The sequence below is a fragment of the Desemzia incerta genome (assembly GCF_900115825.1).
Classification (GTDB): domain Bacteria; phylum Bacillota; class Bacilli; order Lactobacillales; family Carnobacteriaceae; genus Desemzia; species Desemzia incerta.
In genome coordinates, this window is sequence record NZ_FOXW01000001.1 from 57,038 (window position 1) to 81,658 (window position 24,621).

Here is a 24,621-nt window from a genome sequence, read left to right on the forward strand (position 1 = left end):
GAGATTTTATGCGCGCAGTAACATGGCAAGGAAACGAAAAAATGGAAGTGAAGACAGTTCCGGATCCAACGATCGAAGAACCAACAGATATGGTCATTCGTATTACAGCTACAGCTATTTGCGGTTCTGATTTGCATCTATACCATAACGGGAAACCGGTCATGGAAGAAGATTATGTAGTAGGGCATGAGCCTATGGGAATTGTTGAAGAAGTTGGTTCTGCAGTGACTAAAGTGAAAAAAGGTGACCGAGTCGTTATTCCATTTAATATTGGTTGTGGAGAGTGCCATTTCTGTGCTCATCATATGGAAAGTCAATGTGATAATTCCAACCCTAATCCAATGTTTGATCAAGGCGGATTGTTCGGTTTTGGTAAAATGCAAGGAAATTATCCTGGAGGACAAGCTGAATACTTACGTGTCCCATTTGCGGATTTCACATCTTTTGTGGTCCCAGAAAGCAATCTGCCAGATGAAAAAGTTCTCTTTTTATCTGATATTTTACCTACAGCTTATTGGAGTGTAGAACACAGTGGGATGAAAGCTGGAGATACAGTAATCGTTTTAGGTTCAGGACCCGTTGGTTTGTTCGTTCAACAATTTGCGAAGATGAAAGGGGCAGCACGAGTGATTGCTGTGGATAACGTCGACCATCGATTGCAGCATGCAAAAAAAATGAATGGAGTGGAAACCGTCAACTTCTCAAATGTTTCTGAAGTGGGCGACCAACTGTATGAAATGACAAAAGGCGGCGCTGAAATTGTTATTGATTGCGTAGGGATGGATGGCGTCAAACCGTTAAAAGAAAAAGCGAAAGATTTTGTTTCTCTACAAAGCGGATCTTATTCACCAATACAAACAGCTAGTGAAGCGGTGAAGAAATTTGGAACGATTATGGTGACTGGAGTTTATATGACACCAGCTGCCAACTTCCCGTTCCACAATATCTTCACTCGAAATGTGAATATCAAATCGGGACAAGCTCCTGTTATCCATTTGATGCCAAAAATTTACGACATGATTGAAAAAGACATGTTCGATCCAACAAGTATTATCACGCATACGATGCCGTTGGAACGTGCAGCTGAAGCTTATGATATATTCGATAAAAAAGCTGACGACAACATCAAAGTAGTATTGAAACCAGGTATGTCTTAAAAATAAACAGTCTCTTTGAAAGTAATTTTTCAAAGAGACTGTTTTTCGTTGTAAACTCATAAAAGAAAGGACTTTTACATGATTCAACAAGTTGGGAAAATCATGTTGTAGGTAGAGGACCAAAAAAAGCTAAAGAGTTCTGGGTGGAAAAAGTGGGGTTCAGTGTTGTGGAAGATCAAACACAGGAAAACATTCGCTGGATAGAAATAACTCCGACCCAAGAGGCGCAGACGCACTTCGTTCTTCATGACAAAAATGTTATAGCTGAACTTGAATCTGAACTGACTTTAGCGACGCCTTCTTTGTTGCTCTTCACTCCAGACATAGAAAAATTGTACACGGAGTTCAAGCAAAAAGGAATAACGGTCGGCGAATTGGTCAGCACACCTACAGGTAGAGGGTTTAATTTTTCAGACCCTGAAGAGCAGTATTTTTCGGTGGTAGAAGAAAAAAGGTAAAGAGAGGATTGCTGATTTGCGTATTCTTTCTAGAATAGATTCAGTAAAAAGGTCACGCAAAAAAATTGCGTGACCTTCTTCACGTTTAACTCTAAAAAAGGAACGCAAATAATTTTTACGTTCCCTTATCCCCTATTTTCCTCTTAAACAGTCACGCAAACACTCAAAGGTGACTTCCCACTCGTCAAATTCGGGCTACGCCTGTTTCCACAGCTGTTTTTTTCACCGCTTCGCAGACAGCAGCAGCCACTCTTTTGTCGAGGGCATCCGGGATGATGTAATCTGGTGCCAATTCTTCCGCACCAATCAAATCAGCGATAGCATGAGAAGCGGCCATTTTCATTTCGTCATTGATATCACGGGCTCTTACGGATAAAGCTCCTTTGAAGACACCCGGAAAAGCTAAGACATTGTTAACTTGGTTGGGGAAATCGCTGCGTCCAGTACCTATTACAGCGACTCCTGCTGCTTTTGCGTCATCTGGCATGATCTCGGGTGTCGGATTGGCCATGGCAAAAACAATGGAGTCTGAAGCCATTTTACTTACCATTTCAGAGGTCAAAATATTAGGTGCAGATACTCCGATGAAAACGTCAGCGTTCATCAGAGCTGTGGATAAATCACCAGTTTGATTTTCTATATTAGTCGCAGTCAACATTTTTTTCTGTTCACTATTTAGTTCAGGATAAGCAGAAGACAAGATTCCTTTTTTATCTGCTAAAATCAAGTTTTGAACGCCAAAACTCAACAAGTGTTTTGCGATGGCTATACCGGCAGAACCAGCCCCGTTCACTACGACTTTAATATCTGAAAAAGATTTGTGTACTAATTTTAAAGCGTTGATTAAACCGGCAGCGACGACGATGGCTGTACCATGCTGGTCATCATGGAAAACAGGAATATCTAAAGACGCTTTAAGTCTCCGTTCGATGTCAAAACATTCCGGAGCTGCAATGTCTTCTAAGTTGATCCCGCCAAAACTATTGGCTAGTTGTTCAATCGTTTGTACAACTGTCTCTACATCTAAAGCTTCAATACAAATAGGAAAAGCATCCACATCAGCAAATTCTTTAAACAGCACACATTTGCCCTCCATGACAGGCATCGAAGCACTGGGGCCAATATTTCCCAACCCTAAGACTGCTGTCCCATTGGTAATGACGCCGACCAAATTGTTTCTCCTAGTGAGCTGATAAGCTTTTTCGGGATCACCTGCTATAGCTAAACAAGCTTCTGCAACTCCAGGAGTATAAGCTAAAGCTAAATCTTCGCGACTCGTGATTTTTGCTCTGCTGATGACTTCGATTTTTCCATTCCATTCAAAATGCTTATCTAAGGCTTTTTTTCTTACATCCATCAGTGTCACCTCAATCTTCAAATGGGAAACGGAAGTCGACCAATCCAGCATCGTCACGGATAGCGATTAATTCTTTTTGTACCGATTCATTTACAGGCAAGCCGGTTTTTTCTCGTTCTTGCCAAATCAAATATTCTTTTTCTCCAGCAGTGTAAATACGTTCAGCTCCAGGCGCTTTTTGTGAAGAACGCAACTCGCGCATGATGTCTCCAGCTGTTTTCTTGAAACTGTCTAGACCCATAAATGCTTCCGTATCGATAGCGATAAAGAAGTGACCTAAATGGAATTTTGTTTTTTCACCGTTTTCTCCAATTCCTGTTAACATGCTTAAAAAACTCCCTTGTTGTAAAGCAGCTGATAAAACTTCTACGATCGTTGCATAGCCGTAACCTTTGTAGCCAGATAATTCTTCACCGATACCTCCTAAAGGGGCCAACGCGGCTTCACCGGTTTGAAGATCATGAAGAATTTGATTGGAATCTGTCAGAGCAGAACCATCGCGTCCGATAACTGTTCCGGCAGGAGTGTCTTTTCCTTCGCGGGCATACAATTCAATTTTCCCTCTTTGGATGATAGAAGTCGCACAATCTAATGAAAAATGGAAAGGTTCGTCAGTAGGAAAACTGACTGTCAAAGGATTAGTTCCTAATTTGTTTTCTACTCCAAAAGTAGGTGCAATCGATGGACGGGCATTTGTCCCTGACATACCAATACAACCAGCATCAGCAGCCATATCTGTGTGATATCCGGCAATTCCATAGTGAGTAGAATTGCGGACAGCCACCATGCCCATACCGTATTTTTTTGCTTTTTCGATAGCCACTTTCATTGAATGATGGGCAATCACTTGTCCCATTCCATCATGACCATCTACTACAGCAGTAGTAGGGGTTTCGCGAATGATTTCGAAGTCGGTAACAGGATTTTGCACGCCATCTTTGATGCGGTCTATATAAATCGGCTTGAAACGATTTACACCGTGACTCTCGATTCCTTTTTTATCCGATTGCAATAAGACATCCGCACAAATTTTGACATCATCTTCAGGTACCCCATAAGCAGAAAAAGCCTTTTCGACAAAATCAGTCAAAAAGTCCCATTCTAAATAATTTGACATGACAATTCCTCCTTTTTGAATTTGTGAATCAGTGATCAAATAACAATAAATAGAAAACGCTTACATAACTACGATTATAGTTTAACATAAGTCAAAATCTCCCTCAATCAAAACTTAAAAGAAATAAAGAATTGTTTTACAAAGAATAAAATTCCGACACTTTAAAAACACGAATGATTTTTAATTGGTAAATTAAAATATTTCGTAATTAAGCTTTACTTTTTGGTTATATCCTAATATAATGATTTTACAACTTTAATAAACGAACTATTTAATGATTAAGAGGTAAAGCGTTCGTTATAAAACAGGAGGGTTAATGTGGAAGAGAAAATGCAGCATCCAGTAGTTGGTAGTAGAAGAGTGGATCACTTGAAAGAACAAGATGATAGTCTAACGTTGAATTACGGAATTGAAGACACACCCGATTTTGTCACCACCGTTGTTTTAGGGTTTCAAAATGTACTAACGGCTTTTGGAGGACTCGTAGCGGTCCCTTTGGTTATTGCAGGTATCGCCGGTTTTGGCGTTACAGATACAGCTTACATGATCAGTGCTGCATTATTGGTTTCTGGAATCGTCTCGATCATCCAATCAAAAGGATTTGGACCAAAAAAATTTAGAGTAGGGGCAGGTATCCCAACTATCATGGGAACTGATTTTGGTTTCGTAGGACCGGCAAATGCAGTCATCAATACGATGGGTGGAGGTATTGCAGGATACCTAGGCGGAACGATGATGGGGGCGTTAATTGAAATCGGGCTCAGCTTTTTTGTCAAACCGCTAATGAAATTTTTCCCTCCTGTAGTTACTGGATCAGTTATTGCGCTGATGGGAATGACTTTGATGCCAGTTGCTTTTGAATGGGTCGGAGGCGGAGTTGGAGCTGCCAACTTTGGAGATCCATTCAACTTGATTATCGCGAGTTTTGTTTTCTTGATCGTTCTTGGAATCAACCATTATGGCAGCAAGAGAATTGCTCCAGCTGCTGTGTTGTTAGGGATCGTCATTGGTTATCTTGTCTGTATTCCTCTAGGTATGGTCGATTTTTCTCAAGTGGCTCAAGCGCAATGGTTCGCTTTTCCACAACTGTTCAAGTTTGGAATCAACTTTGATTTGAAATTTGCGATTCCATTTGTAGCAGGATACTTAGTGACCATTATTGAAACGGTGGGAGTTATGCAAACCATCGGCGAAGTCACACAAACGAAATTATCTGATGAAGATATAGCCAATGGTGTGCGGGCAGACGGTGTCGGTTCTTTCATTGGACCAGCTTTAGGATCTGGTCCAGTAGCAACGTTCAGTCAAAATGCTGGTTTGATTCCGTTGACTCGAAACGCTTCACGTTCAGTAGCTATAGCTGCGGGAGTCATTTTGATGTTAATGAGTTTTTTCCCTAAGTTTGCTACTTTGGTATCAATTATGCCCATGCCGGTTCTAGGTGGAGCTGGGATCTTGATGTTCGGCACAGTTGCTGGTGCCGGAATCAAATCCCTTTCACGTGTTAAAATGAATAACCGCAACTTACTGATCGTCTCTTCTGCAATTGGAGTCGGCTTAGGTGTAGCTTTTAGACCAGAAGTAGTAGCGGGTCTACCGGGAATTCTAGGCGGATTGTTTTCTTCAGGAATTTCAGCTGGTACGATCGTAGCTTTAGTCTTAAACATTTTGTTGAAAGAAGAAAAATAACTAATTCTTTTAAGGTCTGACTTTTATGCAAATAAAAGTTGGGCTTTTTTATGCTTTTCGGTAACTATTTGGTTGTGTAAGGTGAAGAGTCGCTTATATCGGCCATGAGCGAGTAAAAAAGATGCCTTATGGCACAAAAAAAATTCCAAACGGCCATGAGAGTGGAAAAAATATTCCTCATGGCTGATATGAACGATTTACAAGCCATGAGCATAGACAAATTAAGATTTATGGCGCAAAATGCCAATCCAGCCATCCTAAACTAGTAATCAGTCTGTAACCTGCTGGAGGAGATAATTTGGTATACTAAAGTATCTAGTAAAACACCTTTGTTCATAAGAAAGGAAGTAAAGATGACCAAATTTTTTGGATTTATATTGACCATTTTAGTCTCTGTTGTGTTTGGTTTTTGGCTGGCTGCAACGAATATTTTAGATGGGACTCGCGCAGGAGATGTATTGTATGAAATAGTCGATATAATACCTATGCCAAATGAAAGTTCAACAGCTTTGCAAATTGATATCCCTAAAGAAGAAACCAGCGCATCAACGGTGCAATCATCTGAAGAAGGTACTCCCGAAAATACTGCAACAAATCAAAATGGAATAGATTATCAGGTTATCGAAAATCATATTTTTGAATTGCTTAATGAGCTGAGAGCTGAAGTAGGTGTCTCAACACTCACAAAAAATGATCAGTTAAAAGTGGCTGCAGATAAACGAGCTGTAGAAACGGAAGAATTGTTTGAACACACTCGTCCAGATGGAAGTGATCCTTTTACGGTTTTAGAAGAAGTAGAAACTCCCTATCGTTATCGATGGGCGGGAGAAAATTTAGCTATGGCAACTTATTATTTAGATGAAATCGGTATGGCAGAAGTTATTTTTGAAGGTTGGAAAAACAGTGAAGGTCACTACAAAAATATGATCAAGCCTGAATTTAAAGAAGTGGGTATCGGAATTCATTATGATGGAGAGATTCTATACGCAACTCAAATTTTTGGGACGCCGCTGTAAATTAAAATAAAAACATTCTCCGCATCAATGAAAATCATTGTTGATGCGGAGAATGTTTTTTTATGGTTGATTTTTTGTTTGTGTTCCATCTGTATACTCGTCCAAAATAATTCTGAATGAGGATTTAAATTGTTCACGGTCTTCTTTGGTAAAGGCTTTTGGTCCTTTAGTTCGCTGGCCGCTCTTGCGTGCCATAGCGCTTAAATAACGGGACTGCAATAATTGATCTATGTTATCTGCAGTGTATCTAAAGCCGGTATGGTGCAACACGATACAGCCCTTTGCTAAACATAATGAAGCTAGACCATAGTCTTGAGTGATCAAGACATCTCCTTTTTTTACCAGCTGCATAATACGATAATCGGCCGCTTCAGCTCCAGTATCTACATAAACCGTGTTCACATTCTGTGGATATTCCTTTGTGGAATAATGTGAAATGCTCGTCACTAAAGTAACCGGTAATCCTCGTTTCACGCCTTCTTCAATCACAGTATCTTTTACAGGACTTGCATCGGCATCAATAAAAATATGCACCTTCATCACCTAAACTTTCTCTTTTGTTCCTTCAATTGATTTTAGTATACAAGAAACCCGATGATTTACAAATTGCAAATTAGAAGATTAAATTTAATACAAAAAGTTTTACACAGCTATAGGTAATAATGTGACAAACTATTCACATTATTGCCTATTAATTTGTTAGTTTTTCTCCCGATATAATCAACAGTCAATATAATCTTTTTTACAAATTTTAAAGAGGAGGGAAATTTGTAAGGAATAGTAGTTGTTGTATCGTGTACATAATGAAAAGTGAGGGAAAAATTAATGGAAACAACAAATAAATTAACAGAGACACCTTTAGAAAAAGTAACATCGCGTTCGTTTAATTTCAAAGATAAATTTAATGCAAAGAGTATCAAAGGGAAAATGCTATCAAATTTTGGTGTAATTATATTATTAGTATTAATTAGTAACGGGATTAATTTGTTCAGTATTTCTCGTCAAAATGATGCTGTGACAAGTGTATTAGAAGAAGACATGGAATTACTGATTTTAGATGAAAGTTTAGCCAGTAACATGGCAGAGCGTATGAATTTATTACAAGCTTATGTCATCTCAGAAGATACAGATTATTTAAACACTTTTAATGACAGAATTGACGAAAGTATTGCTTTAGAGAACGAATTTTTAAGCAGCTCCAATTCAAGCGAAGCTCAAAACTTGGTGGACCAAAAAATTGAATGGGGAACGTTTACAGATGAAGTGATTGCAGCAATGGAAGAAGACGATACTGCTCTCGCCGGAATGACTATGCTTAATGAAGTTATTCCTAGAGGAGATGAATTGATTCAATCCTTTAATGAATTATCAACTAATCGGGAAGAAGAAATCCAAAAGACAGCTCAAGAAGTTAAAGAGGCTGGTGCAGGAATGGCGATGAATTTAATCATCGTTGCAGGACTTACGATTGTTCTTGGTATAGGTATTGCTCTATTTGTTTCTAACAGTATTTCTAAACCCATCAAACAATTGAAAGAACGCATGCAAATTATGGCTGCAGGTGATTTAAGTACTGAACCTTTAGAAGCAACATCACAAGATGAAATTGGAGAACTAATGACAGCGGCTAATGAAATGAGCTATAGAACAGCTGAAGTCTTGAAAGAAGCAAGTACGATCGCTCAAACGACTTCTCATTACAGTGAGGAATTGACGCAAGCTACTTTTGAAGTGAAAAGTGGAGCGGAACAAATCGCAACAACTATGCAAGAAATGGCATCTGGTTCAGAGACACAAGCAGGAAATGCTTCAGAATTGGCTGTAGTAATGGATTCATTTGTAAAAATCATTGAAGATGCTAATACAACAAGTACTACTGCAAAAAATCAATCGGCTAATATTCTAGAAATGTCTGCGGATGGACAAGATTTGATGAATACGTCAACACAACAAATGACTAAAATCGATAGTGTAGTCAGCCAAGCCGTTGAAAAAATGTTTGGTTTGAACACTCAAACAAACGAAATTTCTAAATTGGTAGAAGTTATCAAAGATGTAGCAGACCAAACGAACTTATTAGCTTTGAATGCAGCTATCGAAGCAGCACGTGCAGGTGAGCATGGTAAAGGATTTGCTGTAGTAGCAGATGAAGTCCGTAAATTAGCAGAACAAACTTCCAACTCTGTTAAAGATATTACCAATTTTGTTCAGACGATTCAAAATGAGTCATTCAACGTGATGGACTCATTAAGCAACGGATATAAAGAAGTAACAGAAGGTACAGCTCAAATCAAACAAACTGGAGCGATGTTGAGCTCCATCAATAATGAAATTTCTAATATCTCCACTGGGGTTAATAAAATTACGGCTAACTTAGAAGATATTCTAGCATACAGCAAAGAAATGGATGTTTCTATCGGCGATATTGCCTCTGTTTCAGAAGAATCTGCTGCAGGTGTAGAAGAAACTTCTGCTGCTTCACAAGAAATCTCTGGATCAATGGATGAAGTGTCAGCAAGTGCGGTACAAGTATCAGAATTAGCGGATAAACTAAACGATTTAGTGCAACATTTCAAACTTTCAGCAGAAGCATAATCGGCGGAAAGAAAATAACAGCTTAAAAGAAGATAAAAGATGAAGATGAGGTTTTACACTCATCTTCACATACATATTTGCTTTAGGTAAGGATTGAAGGAGAGTTTTTAGATGTAGAGAATTTACAGTTGAAGGAGACACAATGATGGCAGACAAGTTCAAAGATATAGTGAAAACGGTAATTGAGAAAGCAAAGGATATTCGATGGAAAAAGCGAGATGTCTCGAAAACGAATCGAAAAAAAAGTATTAAATACCCTATTATTCTGTTAATCGTACTATTAGTAGCAGCTCCTGTCGTAGTCGCATTAACATTATCTGCAGATAATTCAACGAAGCTATTAGCTGACCGTATTGAAACCAGCGAAAAAGATATGACCACTATCCTGGCAAATCAATTGCAAGATACAGCTAAATCTATGGAAAATAGTCTAGATTTGTTAGCGAAAGAAGAAGTTTTTTGGCAGATTACAGAAGATGATTCTGTACGTTCAGAGATTTGGAACAATCTGAACATCTTACAAACAACTAGCAACAATATCGGAACAGCTTTATACGCTCCAGTAGAAAAAGAAGTTATTGCTACTACAACTGGAGTATATGAAAATTATGATCCTACGAATAGAGAATGGTATACCGGCGCATTAGATGCCAAAGGGAAAGTATATTGGAGTACTCCTTATACAAATACAGTTGACTCTGAGCAAATCATCACAGCTTCAAAAGCCGTTTATCAAGGTGGAGAACTGGTAGGTGTTCTGGCTTTTGACTTGTTATTGAGTAACGTCAATAACATGGTCAATGATCTGAATATTGGAAATACTGGCTATTTCTTTATTGCTGATAAAAATGGAACAGTCTTTATGTCACAAAAAGCATCAGAAGTCGATTCATCAATTGTAAACGATCTTATGTTTACGACTGCTTACGAAGAAAACGGATTTGTGGACAATGAACGCAACGACAAAGTTGACGCTTATTATCAAAAAGTACCTGCTTTAGGCTTGACGATTTATACGATTGCTGAAAAAGCAGAAATGGCACCAGAACTAGCGATGAACAATAAAGTTATTCTGTTCATAGTAGTTGTTGGTACTCTGATAGCTGTTTTACTAGCCTTAATCGTTTCAGGATACCTTACTCGAATCACGTCATCATTTGTTCAGGCCTTTGATAAACTAAAAAATGGAGATTTATCTACTCGAATGACTTCAGATGATTTAGCCTTCAAGTTCGAGAGCAAATGGTTGAAAAAGAAAAGAACTATTCAATCAACGTCAGTAAGTGAAGACGGAAATGAATTTGGGCAGCTTGCACACCACTTTAATGAAATGGCACGTCGCTTCAATGAGACAGTAGGAAGAATGAAAGAAGAGAGCATCCAACTGGCAGACATGACAGAAACCATGACAGAGATCGCAAGACAAACGACTTCAGCAACAGAAGAAGTTTCTGAAACGATCATGGGAGTTGCAGAAGCAACAGGAACTCAAACTCAAGACACAACTCATACGGCTGAACAAATGGGCGAATTGGTAGATGTATTCAATCAAATAGAAGTGAGTTTAGGTCAAATGCAAACGAACACTGAAGTTACCGCTGAAGCTAATATGAACAGCAGTGAAAAATTGTTCTTTGTGTATGAGAATTGGCAAGCTACAGTAGAAATGTTGAAAACATTGCAAAAAAATATCAACGGCGTGAACATGGAAATTCAAAATGTGGATAAGATTGTGCAATCTATTCAAGAAATTTCAAAACAAACCAATCTATTGGCATTGAATGCAGCTATTGAGGCTGCTCGAGCAGGGGAAGCCGGAAGAGGTTTTGCGGTCGTTGCAGATGAAGTCCGTAAATTGGCCGAAAAAAGTGCATCATCCTCTAAAGAAATCAGTCAAATCATTTCCACCATTCAGAAGAAATCGAATGATATGGTGACAAAAGTTCAAGACACGAACGATGGCAGTGAAAAGCAAACAGCGTTCATTGATCAAGCCATTGATGCAGCCAATACAGTTACAGATAAAATGGACCTATTGATGCAAGACATCAGCAGTGTAGCGGGACTAAATGAAGTTATTGTGGTCAAAAAAGAAACGGTTGTGTCTTCTATTGAGAACATAGCGGCTTCTGCTGAGGAAAATTCCGCAGCTACAGAAGAAGTTTCTGCTAATGCAGAAGAAATATTGGCGACTATGCAAGAATTCAGTTCGCACATTACGGATCTAGAGAGAGTAGCAAGTGAATTGAGCGATTCAGCTAACCAATTCCAATTGTATGATGAGGAAACAGATCATGCAGATGAAGACGATGAAGTTTATCCAGATGTGGAAAACTTATCTCTTGGAGAAATTTAGTGTAATACGCTTAAGAAAGCAGGTGTAAAAGTGAAAAAGCACATTATCTTTATGTGTAACAATCAAAAAACAGCCGTTGATATTGATGTTACAGAACGAATCTTGTTGTTGGAAGATATCACCTTGATTCCAGATACATCGAATTATATTAAAGGTGTGATCGATTATAGCGAAGAAGTCCTTCCAGTGATTGATTTAAACGAGCGATTATTCCATCAAACGTATCAAAAAACGGAGCAGACGAAAGTGATCGTAACTTTGTGGAAAAACAAAAAAATCGGATTGATCGTGGATGATGTTACTGCAGTTCAAGACTTTAGTGATCAAGAACTGCAATCTGATACGAATGAAAATAAAGGCAGAAGCATCAGAGCGATTGTCAGAACTCCTGAAAGTATTATTACCGTTATAGATGTGGACAACCTATTTTCAGCTGATGGAGAAGCTGAATTGTTATCTATCATAGAAACCTTTGCAAAAGAAAAAGAAGGCTCTTCTGAAAAAGAGTAAACCCAACCTTTTGCGTATGAAAAAGTGGTGAATAGTGAATGTCAGAAGAATTAAAAGTAAGAATATCCGATTATAAAATTGCGACACCCCCAGATTCATTGATCACTATCGCTCTTGGTTCTTGCGTAGGGATCGCTGTCTATGATCCTAAAACTAAAGTGGGCGGTCTGAGCCATATCATGCTGCCAGACAGTAAATTATTTAAACCGCCTTATAAAGTTGAAAAATTTGCTGACTTAGCTATCCCCCAAATGGTGAAAGAGATCAAACAGTTGGCTCGTACCGAAAAACTCGTAGCGAAAATCGCGGGGGGAGCCAGTATGTTTCAATTTTCCAGTCAATCAGATGGAGAGTCCATCGGGGATCGGAATATCAAAGCTGTCATTGATTGTCTGAATGAATTGAATATTCCTTTATTGGGTCAACAAACAGGTGGAAATACAGGTAGAACGATGATGGTAGATTTGGAAGAATTTAAGGTAACTGTCCGTAGTGCGAATCGTGATATTAGTGTTTTATGAAAGGTAAAGGAATGGAAAAATGAGTATAAAAATATTTCTAGTCGACGATTCGCCATTTATGCGAAAAGTTTTTTCGGATATCATTTCCGACATAGTTGGTTTGGAAGTTATTGGAACTTCCAGAAGCGGTAGAGATACCATACGCAGGTTGGAGCAATTAAAACCTGATTTGATTTTGATGGATGTCAACATGCCTGGATTGAACGGATTAGAAACATTGAAACTCATTAAAGAGATGAGTTCGGTTCGTATCGTGATGATGAGCTCTCAAGGTGGGGAAGATATGACTATCGAAGCACTGGAAAGCGGTGCGGACGATTTTATAGGAAAACCTGAAAATTTAAGAGCCAATAGCGACGAGTTCAAAAAAGAACTGGAAGTTCGCATTAAAGCACTTTTCAAGACCGCAGAGGCAAAAGCCCGAACGGCTATTAAAAGTACACCGGTGAAGAGAAAAAGACCAGTCTTAAACAGTGTTTTTCCAGAACAGACTGTTCCAGAAAAAGTAAAAGCGATTGCTATCGGAGCTTCTACGGGAGGACCTAGAGCATTGATGCAAGTAGTTTCGAAGTTTCCAGCGAACTTATCGATCCCCGTTTTTATCGTTCAGCACATGCCGGCTGGTTTTACGGCTTCATTTGCTCAACGAATGAATACTGAATCAAATGTTACAGTGGTTGAAGCTGTGGATGGCTTACCTGTGGAAAAAGGAATAGTGTATGTAGCTCCTGGCAATTACCATATGGTTGTGGAAAACCAAACGATTCGGTTGTTATCCACTCCTAAGATCCACGGTGTTCGTCCAGCTGTTGATATTTTGTTTGAGTCGATCAAAGATGAATACAAACAAAATATCATAGGAGTCGTCCTGACTGGAATGGGTTACGATGGAACTAAAGGATTATATGATATTAAATCTGTTGGGGGATATACCTTAGCGCAAAACGAAGAAACATCAGTCGTTTACGGGATGCCTAAGAACGCTGTGGAAAACGGCGTAGTAGATCAATGTATAGGATTGAAAGAAATTTCGGATATCCTAAATCAAATTATAAAGGTGAGCTAATGGAACTTAACTATGATTTCTTTTATCAATGGACAACAAAAAATCTTAAATTGAACTTAGATGGGTATAAAGAGACTCAATTGCAACGACGTATCGCAACGAGTATGAAAAATGCTGGTGCAGAATCATTAGAAGAATATGCAGTAGTCATTGAAAAGAATCCTGAAGCGAAGCAAAAATTCTTGGACTATATCACCATCAATGTAACAGACTTTTTCCGTAACAAAGATATTTTTGAAGAATTCGAAGATCAACTGGTCAATGAGCTGCTGGTAAAGTTTCCTTCTTTAAAAATTTGGAGTGCTGCTTGTTCAACAGGCGCAGAAGCTTATTCTATTGCAATGATTTTAGCTAAACACAATGTTAAGTTGCAAAATAAAATTCTTGCTACAGATATTGATGAAACGATTCTGCAAAAAGGACGAGACGGGATCTATAATGAGTATGAGTTGAAGAATTTAGAATACAACTTGCGAGACAAGTATTTTCAAGAGTCAAAAGGCAAGTATCATGTAAACAACTCTATCAAACGTACCGTTGAATTTAAAAGACATGACCTGATATCGGATGCTTATCCAAAAAATTATCACGTCATCGTTTGCCGAAACGTTATGATTTATTTCAAGAATGACGTTAAGAATGAAATTTATCGCAAGATCAGTGAAGCTCTAGTACCAGGAGGACTCTACTTCGCAGGAGCCACTGAAACCATCTACAACCCAGCACAATACAACCTAAAAAAACTTACACCCTTTATATATCAAAAGGATGCGTAGGTCGCTGGTTTGACAGAGATGAAGAGAAAAATCCAAAGCGATCAGATTTAAAGGAGGGAATGCAATGGATGATAACAGTAAATACCTGGAGTTGTTTTTCGAAGAGTCTGATGAACACATTCAAAGTTTGAATGACTGTGTATTAGACCTTGAGAGTGATCCAGAAAATCAAGAGATTATTGATGACATGTTTCGTTCAGCTCATACATTAAAAGGTATGGCCGGCACAATGGGATATGATTCATTAGCGCAATTAACACATAAAATGGAAAACGTATTTGATCTATTAAAGAAAAAAATAATTAAAGCTGATTCACGTTCTATCGAACTGATCTTTAGTTGTTTGGATTCTATTTCTGCCATCGTAGAAGATTTGAGACAAGGCGGAGAAGGCGTTTTAGATGTAGCAGATTTAGTCGTGCGATTGAACGCTATCTCTGAAGGAGAACAAGACGTTTCTGTGGAAGAAAAAACAGTTGCGGAAAGTGACGATAATTTCAATTCGCAATTGCATTTTATTGACGAATCAGACGTAGCCGTAATCGAAAGTGCTGCTGCGGATGGCTACCAAGCCTATACCGTTACGATCAAGATTGAAGAAACTAGCGGTATGAAAAACGCTCGTGTCTTTCTTGTGATGAGCAAGTTAGATCAGCAAGGGGAAGTACTTCACTCTGAACCGAATGCAGAAGTATTGGAAAATGAAGATTTTGGTTCCATTTTCAAAGTTGTTTTACTGACTCAAGCAGATGAGGAAACACTTAAAGAGGCTGCACTGAACAACAGTGAAATTGAAGATGTGTTAGTAAAAGAATTTGACAGCAATGATGTCGTATCTGAAAAAGAGATCGAAGAAAAAGTTGTCCTTGAGGCAAAAGCTGTTCCTGTAGAAGAAGCGAAAAAAGAAACCGTCAAAAAAACAGCTTCTAAATCAACACAAAGCAACCAAACTGTTCGAGTAGACATCACGAAATTAGATGATTTTTTGAATGCTGTTTCTGAATTGCTGATTTACCGAACACGTTTAGAAAGCATCAGTCAAGACAACGAGATCAAAGAAATGAATGAGCCGTTGGAACAATTTGCGCGGATCACGACTGAATTGCAAGACTTGGTATTGAAGATTCGTCTTCAACCAGTCAGCACAGTGATGACGAATTTCCCTCGTATGATTCGTGATCTTGGAAATGATTTAGGTAAGAAATACAATTTAGTGATCGAAGGCGGAGAAACCGAATTAGACCGGACAGTTGTTTCAGAACTAGGAGAACCTCTAATTCATTTGATTCGTAATGCTGCAGACCATGGAATCGAGATGCCTGAAGATCGTCAGAAAATCGGGAAAGATCCAGCAGGATTGATTCATATTTCAGCTTACCAAGAAGGCAACCGAGTCGTACTAACAGTGCGTGATGACGGGAAAGGTTTGAACCCTCAAGCTATCAAAGAGAGTGCTGAAAGGAAAGGTATTGTGACAACTGGATTGTCAGATCTCGAATTGCAGCATTTGATTTTCCATCCAGGATTTTCTACAGCTAAAGAAGTGACTGGAATTTCCGGACGTGGAGTTGGGATGGATGCTGTTCAACAGAAAATCCATTCATTAGGCGGAACAGTGGAAATTATCAGTGCAATAAACCAAGGAACAACCTTTAAAATCAATTTGCCATTAACGCTGTCCATCATCGATTCATTGCTGATTAAAGTAGGAGACAGTACTTTTGCCATTCCACGAGGAATTATTGAAAAAGTTGTCAGTCCAGGTCCTGGTGAGATCATTCAAACATATGAAAATGAGATCTACACCACAGGCGGAGCTACACCGGTTATTCGTTTAACTGAAGTATTAGGAATGGAAGAGACAAATAATCCAGAACCTTATTTGATCATTGTGAAACTTGGCGAAAATCGATTTGCATTGAAAATCGATGATATCATCAAACAACAAGAGATCGTTATCAAAGATCTAGGAAAAGAGTTGTCCCAAGTAAACTGTTACTCAGGAGCCACAATTTTGGGAAATGGAGAAATCGTCTTGATCTTAGATGTCACAGCCATTGCCAACGAAAGTCAAGGTGTTCAAAATGCCATCCGAGTTTAGTACAGTCCAATTAGATGCTTTAAAAGAAGTGATCAATATTGGTGGAGGAAATGCTGCAACCAGTTTATCTCAACTCATCAATAAACCGGTGCATATGACAGTGCCAACCATTGAAGTCATGGCATATGAAGATATGTTCGAACAAGTGATGTCAGAAGATACAATGATTGATGCGGTCCTGACAAAAATGTTTGGACAAGCAGAAGGAGTCTTCTTATTAGTAGGTTTAGAAGAAGATATGAAACATTTAGCTTCTATTATGTTGCCGGAAAACAGTGAAACTATGTTGCCGGAAAACAGTGAAACAAATCCAGAGATGATTGACTCAGCTTTGAAAGAGTTAGCGAATATTTTAGTAAACTCATTTTTGAACGCTGTAACAAAACTGTTGGATATTAACTTATTGACATCCATTCCGTTGTTGACACGGGACATGTTTGGCGCCATAGTAAGTAGTGTCTATATGGAAAGTGGACAATATGATGATACGATCTTGATTTTAAAAAATGAATTTTATTACATGGGTGAGCGAATGGAAGCAGCGTTATACTTCGTTCCAACACCAGGCGTATTAGATAAATTATTTAGTGTATTAGGAGTTTGAAAGGGGAAATAACAAATGACAAAACGTGTACTTATTGTAGATGACGCAGCATTCATGCGTATGAAATTAAAGGATATTTTAGAGAAAAACGGCTATTCAGTTGTAGCAGAAGCAGAGAACGGTGTAGATGCTATTGAAAAATACAAAGCTGAAAACCCTGATATTGTTACTATGGACATTACGATGCCTGAAATGGATGGCGTAGACGCATTAAAAGGCATCAAAGCTTTTGATCCAAGTGCTAAAGTAGTTATGTGCAGCGCAATGGGCCAACAATCTATGGTAATGGACGCGATTCGTGCCGGAGCAATGGACTTTATCGTAAAACCATTTGATACAGGCCGTGTTATCCAAGCGTTAGATAAAGTCACTCAATAATTGGAGTTGAACAAAAAATGCAAATTGTGATGTTTACGATAAAAGATAACTATTATGCCATAGAATCAAAAAATGTGGAAGAAATTACGCAACAGTTAACTTGGACACCTGTTCCGAATGCTCCAAAGTGGGTACAAGGATTAATCAATTTAAGAGGTGAAGTGCTAACTTTGATAAATTTCCAACAATTGTTGTATCCCGATGGCGAAGAAAAAGATTTGTGCTACAATAGGAGCATCATTTTATCAACCGACAAAGGAAAAGTCGCTTTAATGGTTGATAATGTGGAGGAAGTTACCCAAGTAGAACCATCAGCTATTGAACTTGCGGATAAAAATGCGCAAGAAAAAGTGGCGGGCGTCATTTCGATAAAAGAGAAACTCGTCAGCATGCTCAACTTGGATGCTTTACTACCTAAAAGTGAGGGAGAATAGTGAAACAAGTCTTATCACAACAAGAGATAGACTCCTTATTGGCAGCCGTACAAAGTGGAGAAATCGATTCAGAAGAACTAGAAGAAGCTGAAAAACCGAAAATAAAAGCCTATGACTTCAGACGCCCAGTTCGTTTGTCAAAAGAATACATTAGTACTTTGACAATGATCTTTGAAGAGTTTGCTAAGATCGCCGGCAACTCGCTGTCTACTCAAGTCCGCAACAACGTCGACCTGCAACTGGCATCTATTGAACAAGTCAGTTTTGAAGAGTTCACAAATTCTGTTCCTCGTTTTACTTGGATGAATATTTTTCATTCCGAACCACTGGAAGGTGTTCAAGTAGTAGAAGTGAATCCGCAGTTCACATTGCAAATGATTGAATTGCTGTGCGGGAGTTCGGATATTATCACTACCACTGAACTTCAAGGAAAAGAAGAGTTTACGGAAATCGAATTGGCTATTTTGGAAGAAGTTTCTGCTAATTTCCAAAGAGCTTTCAAAGCTGCTTGGACTGATATCATGGAACTGAACACCGTATTAGATTCCATGGCGACGAACCCGCAAATGCTTCAGAGCATGTCACCCAATGAACCGGTTGTTTTAACAACATTCACCGTGACCTTGTTAGGAAATCAAACCTTTATGAACTTGTGTATCCCTTATATTTTCTTTGAAAAGATTTTAGACAAGCTGAGTTTTAAAAACTGGTTCCATACAGAAAAAGAAAATAGTCATTTGGACAGTGATCAATTAGAACAAAATCTGCAATCTGTTCATGTAAATACGGAAGTCTTATTAGGAAAAACAAAGATGACTTTAGACAACTTTTTACAATTAGAAGTGGGAGACATCATTCAACTGGACGGAAAAACTTCTCAACCGTTAATCATGTCGGTTGAAAACTTACCTTCTTATCTTGTGAAACCTGGATTAAAAGGGAACAATTTGGCAGTTGAAGTACTAGAAAATATTGGAGGAGAAACAAGCTAATGAGTGAAGCATTATCACAAGAAGAAATCGATATGTTGCTAAATGGAAATTCCTCAGCTCCATCAGAGGAAACAATTGAATCCTTGACGAAAGATCAAAAAGACATCATTGGTGAAGTTGGGAATATCTCTATGTCTCAAGCAGCGACAACGTTGTCAAAAAACTTGAATCATCAAGTGAAAATTACCACTCCAAGAGTTTCGACAACGACATTCAAAAAAATCATTGAAGAGTCTGTTACTCCAAAAGTAGCGACGACTGTTGAATTTAAAGAAGGTCTAGTGGGAACGAACTTGTTAATGATGGATGTGAATGACTCAGCTGTTATTGCCGATTTGATGATGGGCGGAAACGGAGACGTTCAAGTATCCGAATTAACGGAGTTGGAATTGAGTGCAGTCAAAGAAGCAATGAATCAAATGATTGGTTCAGCTTCTACGGCTATGGCAACAATGCTGGGCAGAATGATCGATATTTTACCGCCGAATGTTCTGGTTTTAGATGAAAGTAATCTAGACGCTCATGAGGATATGATCAACAACTCAGGAACGGTCTGTAAAATTGCGTTTGATTTGAATGTAGAAGGTATTTTACATAGCGAAATTATGCAAGTCTTTACGTTGGATACCGTCAAATTGATTGAAAGTATCGTGATGAATGATACGGCTGAAGTATTGGAAGGACGTACAGCAGAAACAGAAGAAGCTGTTTCTGCACCTGCACCAGAGCCGGTCGTTGAAGAAACACCTGCTCCAGCTGCTGAAAAAGTGTCGTTTTCAAAACCTCAGTTCTTGGAGTTGAACGCAAAAGAGTCTGAGAAAGCAACGAAAAACTTAGACTTGATCATGGATGTTCCCTTAGATTTCAGTGTCGTTTTGGGTGAAAGCCGCAAAACGATCAAGGACATTTTGTCATTAGGCACAGGTTCTGTTGTGGAACTGGATAAAATGACAGATGAGCCATTAGAGATCTATGTGAACGGAAAATTGATCGCTGAAGGCGAAGTCGTTGTCATCAACGAAAGTTTCGGTATCCGTATCACGAATATTTTAAGCAAAGAACAACGGATCAGACATTTGAGATAACAGTAGAGATTCGAAGAAAAGGTTAAGACAATTGTCTTAGCCTTTTTTGCTGTCTGCTTTTAGAGAATAGTGTTTTGCGTGCCGTTATGAAGAAAACAGCTTTAAAAATGGAACGCAAATAAAAATAGAGAGTAGAAATGTGTCTTTATTATCCAAAATGAAGTGATACATTTTTAATTCACAAAAGATTTCATTTATAAATATTAGAAAGTGAGTTAATATTTAAAGGAACTGTCCGATATAATCTTTGAAAGTCATAAAAGACACGAATCGACTAAACAAATTAACTTAATGGACAAGATAGAAAGGAGCTGGAGACATGAAAATCAATAATGGATACAACCAATATGTGAATAATTCTCTCCGCTACAATAAAGAAACGACTGAAAATAAAAATATCAAACCTCAAGCAACAGTAAGTGAAGAGGCTGTAAAAGTAGAAATCTCAGATGCTGCAAAACAAGTTGCTAAAGCCAATAACAATGCCGCATTCAGCGAAAGAGTACAAGCCATCAAACAAGCTGTATTAAATGGAACATATGAAGTTTCACCTGAAAAAATCGCTGATAAAATGGTAGATGACATGAGTCAACAACGTGAGGGCATAGAATAATGAGCCAAGAAAATAAAATCTTAGCTTTGTTGTCCGATTTTATTGAATTGCTAAAAGACGAAAAAAAAGCTTTGATCGAAAATGATGCAGAGAAAGTGGTAGAAATTGTTTCTGAAAAACAAGTCTTTTTAGAACAACTAGAAACGTTATCTCCAGATTCATTTGCTGATGAAGCTTTGAAAGCTCCTTTAGCGGAGATAAAACATTTGCAAGAAACGAATCTAATGTTGACGAAAACAGCTCTTCAATTTCAAGAAACGATCTTGAAAGCCATCACGACTACGGTAAAGAGTTCAGGAAATACGTATTCGAAAAAAGGCTATTATAAGGGTAATGAACAAGCAACATTGATCAATCAATCGTTATAAGAAATGAAGAGGTGGAAAAATGTCCGGATTATTTGGATCGTTAAACTCAGCAACATCAGGAATGACGTCAGCTCAGACAGTCCTGCAAACAATCAGTCACAACGTAGCTAACGCAAATACAGATGGGTATTCAAAACAACGAGTAACGTTGGAAACAAATAACCCGTTCAATAAATCTGGTGTCGGCCAATTAGGTACCGGCGTGCGTGTTTCAGGCGTGATACGTGTAGTAGATGACGCTGTAGTAGAACAATTGAGAGACGAAAACAGTACATTAGCAAAATTCGAATCAAAATCAGATGCGCTTCAACAATTAGAAGCTATTTTTAATGAACCGTCTAAAACAGGCTTGAGCAACAACTTAAGTGAAGTATTCGCTTCATGGACTTATTTAGGCTCAAACCCAGAAGTAGCAACGGCTAAAACAATGGTCGTGCAAAATTCTGAAACCATGACCGATACAATGAATCACATGGCTACTCAGTTGGAAAAACTGCAAGGAAATACATTAAAAGGTATTGAGCAAGATGTGAAAGACTTCAATACCAAGTTAGAGCAATTACATTCTCTAAACAAACAAGTTTCTTACTCTATTTCCAGTGGTCAAACACCAAATGACTTGTTGGATAAACAAGACGCTTTATTGAGTGAAATGAGTGAACTGGCTGGAGTCGAAGTGAAATTTGACGAGATGCGCCAAGCTACAGTGAGTATTGGCGGTCAAGAGTTGTTAACACCAACCAGTATGCAAAAGTTAGCTGTTGCGGTACAACCTAATCCAGAAGGAAAGGTTGTGTTAGCTGGAGATACTACTAAAGAGATCACTTTAACCAGCGGATCAGCTAAGGGTTCTCAAGAAGCATTGGCAGAAATTAACAAGCAAGTAGCTAATTTAAATGATTTTGCCTATACTTTTGCTACAGCAGTCAATACGATACATAGCGGTGATGGAAATGAATATGGGAAACCGTTCTTTGATCTAGGTGCCGACGGAAATTATGCGAAAAACATTTCTGTTCAAGCTGACTTGGTGAAGGATCCGGAAAAAGTTAGTTCAGGAAAATCTTTAGACAAACCAGCTGCAGGGGATGGAAGCAGAGCTCAAGCGATCGCTGATTTACAAAACACGAAATTAGTTTACTCTTCAAATGCAACTTTTGATTATGATGAAACAACTATGACATTTGAAGATCAACCTAATGGAACTTCTGTTTCTAATGGTTATAACGATATCGTTACAGAAATTGGAATTACGAAACAACAATCAGATAATATGTTTGCTAGTCAAAAAGATTTAGTGCAATTACTAGATCAACGACGCCAATCAATTTCCGGTGTTTCAATCAATGAAGAAGTAGCAAATATGATTCAACATCAGAGTGCTTTCCAAGCGAATTCTCGAATGATTTCAACGATTTCTGAAATGCTGGACACTTTGATCAACCGGACGGGGGTATAATGAACGATGAGAATAACTGATTCTTACATGTCTTCGAATTTTATCAATAACCTTCAAAGCAATCTAAAAAACCTTTCTAAAGTCCAAAATCAATTATCTTCTTTAAAAGAAGTAAGCAAATCTTCAGACAATCCTATGTTGGTATCAGAAATAATGGATTTAAACAACAGTATTATCCAAAATGAAGAATACATGCTAACAATCAAAGATTCGATTGATTTTTCAAACATGCAAGACAGTGCGTATGATGCAGCAACAAAATCTTTATCTCGAATACGTACATTGATTCAACAAGCAGCAACAGGTACCGTAAATAATGACGATCGCAAAATAATCAAAGAAGAAGTTGAAGCAGAAATTCAGACATTAACTGATGCTTTGAATACTAATTTCGGCGGGAAATATATTTTTTCTGGGCAAAACACGACCACTAAACCATTCAGTATTGAAAGAGATGCTAATGGTGAAATGACAGGTTTGAATTATGCCGGTACAACTGATGAAGGTACAAGTGGTAATCTAACAAGAAGAATAGCTCAAGGCGTTACCGTTGAACTCAAAACAGATGGTAGGGAATTATTGAATGAACGAAATTCGATTGATACACCAGATAATTTAGGTACCTTCTTAGCAAGAACCTTATCAGCTTTGGAAACAGGAAATGTTGAATCTTTATCTGGTGAATTACTTGTTAGAGCAGAGCAAGAAATAGATAATATCGTTACGAATAGAACTGAAAATGGAGCAATATTCAATCGATTAGAAGCAGCTAAAGAACGTAGTACAGCTGAAAATTTGAATTTGGAATCGATGCGTTCAGATAAACAAGATATAGATTTAGCTGAAAAATTTATGGAGTATACTATGGAGCAGACCGCTTACCAAGCATCGTTAGCGATGGGGACAAAAATATTATCTACTAGTATTTTAGACTATCTGTAAAAGATAGTCTTTTTTTTTTTTATAAAAGAAAAATAAAGTACTTAACTACCTGTCAAACTGTCCGATATAGATTTTGAAGACGATAACTTCACCACATAATAGGAGGAATTACACATGAGAATCAATACAAATACAGCAGCAATGAATACTTACTCACGTTTAGGTTCAGCAAATGCAGCAAAAAGCAGCTCATTAGCTAAATTATCATCAGGTTTACGTATCAACAAAGCTGGAGATGATGCAGCAGGATTATCCATTTCAGAAAAAATGAAAAATCAAATTAGTGGCTTAACTCAAGCAACACGTAATGCACAAGATGGGATCTCATTGATCCAAACAGCTGAAGGTGCTCTAAACGAAACACACAGTATCTTGAACCGTATGCGTGATCTTTCTGTTCAAGCAGCAAATGGAACTAATAGTACAGAAGATTTGGAAGCAATTCAGTCTGAAATTACTGAACTTACTACTGAAATAGATAGAATTGCAGAAACTACTGAGTTCAATGGTACAAAACTGTTAAATGGAGACGCATCAGTAAAATTACAAATTGGTTCAAAAACAAGTGCGAATGACTCATTAACAATTGACATAGATGGTATGGGTAAGGGAGATATTGGGGCTGTTGCATCTGACGGTACTACTACGGGAGTGGTATTAGAGGATATAGATGTTAGAGTAGAAGACCCGAAAAATGATGGAACTATAACGGGTGCTGAACAAGCTATAAAATCAATTGACAATGCTATTGCAGCTGTATCAGAAGAACGTTCAAAACTAGGTGCAAATCAAAATCGTTTGGATCACACAATCAATAATTTAACAACTACAAAAGAAAATTTAACTGAAGCAAATTCACGTATTCGTGATGTTGATATGGCTGAAGAAATGATGAGCTTTACTAAATCTAATATCCTTTCTCAAGCTTCAACAGCGATGTTGGCTCAAGCTAACCAAATGCCTCAAGGCGTTTTACAATTATTACAATAATCAACAAAAAAACTTATTAATCAATCATTAGGAGGAA

General features: G+C 38.1%; 24 protein-coding genes and 1 pseudogene. 22 read left to right on the forward strand and 3 right to left on the reverse strand.

The features are described from left to right. Positions 1–8: 8 nt before the first annotated feature. Together BM137_RS00265 and BM137_RS00270 are read left to right on the forward strand one after the other, a co-directional pair. Positions 9–1,157, forward strand: a complete 1,149-nt coding sequence (locus BM137_RS00265; protein WP_092479023.1) for a zinc-dependent alcohol dehydrogenase — start codon at positions 9–11, stop codon at positions 1,155–1,157. A 128-nt stretch (positions 1,158–1,285) separates the two neighbouring features. Next, positions 1,286–1,615: pseudogene (locus BM137_RS00270) on the forward strand (VOC family protein); the annotation flags it as partial. 184 nt (positions 1,616–1,799) lie between these two features. Here BM137_RS00270 and BM137_RS00275 read toward each other — a convergent pair. Both BM137_RS00275 and BM137_RS00280 read right to left on the reverse strand, forming a co-directional pair. Next, on the reverse strand, positions 1,800–2,972 hold the full coding sequence (locus tag BM137_RS00275) for an NAD(P)-dependent malic enzyme (RefSeq protein WP_092479025.1): 1,173 nt from the start codon (positions 2,970–2,972) through the stop codon (positions 1,800–1,802). 10 nt (positions 2,973–2,982) lie between these two features. After that, complete coding sequence (locus BM137_RS00280; RefSeq protein WP_092479027.1) at positions 2,983–4,089, reverse strand: Ldh family oxidoreductase; 1,107 nt, start codon at positions 4,087–4,089, stop codon at positions 2,983–2,985. 318 nt (positions 4,090–4,407) lie between these two features. Here BM137_RS00280 and BM137_RS00285 point away from each other — a divergent pair, with 318 nt between their 5' ends. From BM137_RS00285 to BM137_RS00290, 3 genes are all read left to right on the forward strand, one after another. Continuing rightward, positions 4,408–5,778: a uracil-xanthine permease family protein gene (locus tag BM137_RS00285; RefSeq protein ID WP_244887613.1), complete on the forward strand. Its 1,371-nt coding sequence runs from the start codon at positions 4,408–4,410 to the stop codon at positions 5,776–5,778. A gap of 128 nt (positions 5,779–5,906) precedes the next feature. Then, positions 5,907–6,044, forward strand: coding sequence for a hypothetical protein (locus BM137_RS11235; protein WP_177192451.1), 138 nt, complete (start codon positions 5,907–5,909; stop codon positions 6,042–6,044). An 87-nt stretch (positions 6,045–6,131) separates the two neighbouring features. Beyond that, positions 6,132–6,794 carry a CAP domain-containing protein gene (locus BM137_RS00290; protein WP_092479029.1) on the forward strand — a complete coding sequence of 221 codons (663 nt, stop codon included), beginning with the start codon at positions 6,132–6,134 and terminating at the stop codon, positions 6,792–6,794. Between the two features lie 60 nt (positions 6,795–6,854). Here BM137_RS00290 and BM137_RS00295 read toward each other — a convergent pair whose 3' ends face one another. Further along, a complete protein-coding gene (locus BM137_RS00295; protein ID WP_092479595.1) occupies positions 6,855–7,328 on the reverse strand; it encodes a YaiI/YqxD family protein in 474 nt (157 codons plus the stop codon). Between the two features lie 291 nt (positions 7,329–7,619). On the opposite strand from BM137_RS00295, the gene BM137_RS00300 reads away from it, so the two are divergent. The 17 genes from BM137_RS00300 (at position 7,620) to BM137_RS00380 (ending at position 24,584) form a co-directional block, all read left to right on the forward strand. Next, the gene (locus BM137_RS00300) at positions 7,620–9,389 is read left to right on the forward strand and encodes a methyl-accepting chemotaxis protein (RefSeq protein ID WP_092479031.1); all 1,770 of its coding nucleotides are present in this window, start codon (positions 7,620–7,622) and stop codon (positions 9,387–9,389) included. Between the two features lie 145 nt (positions 9,390–9,534). Beyond that, the gene (locus tag BM137_RS00305; protein ID WP_177192452.1) at positions 9,535–11,745 is read left to right on the forward strand and encodes a methyl-accepting chemotaxis protein; all 2,211 of its coding nucleotides are present in this window, start codon (positions 9,535–9,537) and stop codon (positions 11,743–11,745) included. 30 nt (positions 11,746–11,775) lie between these two features. Then, a complete protein-coding gene (locus BM137_RS00310; RefSeq protein WP_092479034.1) occupies positions 11,776–12,255 on the forward strand; it encodes a chemotaxis protein CheW in 480 nt (159 codons plus the stop codon). 38 nt (positions 12,256–12,293) lie between these two features. Next, positions 12,294–12,776: a chemotaxis protein CheD gene (locus tag BM137_RS00315; RefSeq protein ID WP_092479036.1), complete on the forward strand. Its 483-nt coding sequence runs from the start codon at positions 12,294–12,296 to the stop codon at positions 12,774–12,776. 19 nt (positions 12,777–12,795) lie between these two features. Continuing rightward, entirely contained in the window at positions 12,796–13,842 is a 1,047-nt protein-coding gene (locus BM137_RS00320) for a protein-glutamate methylesterase/protein-glutamine glutaminase (RefSeq protein WP_092479038.1), read from the forward strand. After that, a complete protein-coding gene (locus BM137_RS00325; RefSeq protein WP_092479040.1) occupies positions 13,842–14,618 on the forward strand; it encodes a CheR family methyltransferase in 777 nt (258 codons plus the stop codon). Before BM137_RS00320 ends, BM137_RS00325 begins: the two co-directional genes overlap by 1 nt. 64 nt (positions 14,619–14,682) lie before the next feature. Next, entirely contained in the window at positions 14,683–16,719 is a 2,037-nt protein-coding gene (locus BM137_RS00330; RefSeq protein ID WP_092479042.1) for a chemotaxis protein CheA, read from the forward strand. Beyond that, entirely contained in the window at positions 16,703–17,323 is a 621-nt protein-coding gene (locus tag BM137_RS00335) for a chemotaxis protein CheC (RefSeq protein ID WP_092479044.1), read from the forward strand. The genes BM137_RS00330 and BM137_RS00335 overlap by 17 nt, the downstream gene beginning before the upstream one ends. A gap of 15 nt (positions 17,324–17,338) precedes the next feature. Continuing rightward, on the forward strand, positions 17,339–17,701 hold the full coding sequence (locus BM137_RS00340) for a response regulator (protein ID WP_092479046.1): 363 nt from the start codon (positions 17,339–17,341) through the stop codon (positions 17,699–17,701). A gap of 17 nt (positions 17,702–17,718) precedes the next feature. Next, positions 17,719–18,135 (forward strand): chemotaxis protein CheW, encoded by a 417-nt coding sequence (locus BM137_RS00345; RefSeq protein WP_223155934.1) that lies wholly within the window; start codon positions 17,719–17,721, stop codon positions 18,133–18,135. Beyond that, a complete protein-coding gene (gene fliM, locus BM137_RS00350; protein WP_092479048.1) occupies positions 18,135–19,127 on the forward strand; it encodes a flagellar motor switch protein FliM in 993 nt (330 codons plus the stop codon). Before BM137_RS00345 ends, fliM begins: the two co-directional genes overlap by 1 nt. Continuing rightward, positions 19,127–20,212 (forward strand): flagellar motor switch phosphatase FliY, encoded by a 1,086-nt coding sequence (fliY, locus tag BM137_RS00355; protein WP_092479049.1) that lies wholly within the window; start codon positions 19,127–19,129, stop codon positions 20,210–20,212. Before fliM ends, fliY begins: the two co-directional genes overlap by 1 nt. A 319-nt stretch (positions 20,213–20,531) precedes the next feature. Continuing rightward, a complete protein-coding gene (flgM, locus tag BM137_RS00360; RefSeq protein ID WP_092479051.1) occupies positions 20,532–20,825 on the forward strand; it encodes a flagellar biosynthesis anti-sigma factor FlgM in 294 nt (97 codons plus the stop codon). Continuing rightward, positions 20,825–21,193, forward strand: coding sequence for a hypothetical protein (locus BM137_RS00365; protein WP_092479052.1), 369 nt, complete (start codon positions 20,825–20,827; stop codon positions 21,191–21,193). The genes flgM and BM137_RS00365 overlap by 1 nt, the downstream gene beginning before the upstream one ends. 19 nt (positions 21,194–21,212) lie before the next feature. Continuing rightward, complete coding sequence (flgK, locus tag BM137_RS00370; RefSeq protein WP_092479054.1) at positions 21,213–22,652, forward strand: flagellar hook-associated protein FlgK; 1,440 nt, start codon at positions 21,213–21,215, stop codon at positions 22,650–22,652. Between the two features lie 6 nt (positions 22,653–22,658). Next, positions 22,659–23,594, forward strand: coding sequence for a flagellar hook-associated protein FlgL (flgL, locus tag BM137_RS00375; protein WP_092479055.1), 936 nt, complete (start codon positions 22,659–22,661; stop codon positions 23,592–23,594). A 114-nt stretch (positions 23,595–23,708) separates the two neighbouring features. Continuing rightward, positions 23,709–24,584 carry a flagellin N-terminal helical domain-containing protein gene (locus BM137_RS00380; RefSeq protein ID WP_092479059.1) on the forward strand — a complete coding sequence of 292 codons (876 nt, stop codon included), beginning with the start codon at positions 23,709–23,711 and terminating at the stop codon, positions 24,582–24,584. Positions 24,585–24,621 lie beyond the last annotated feature (37 nt).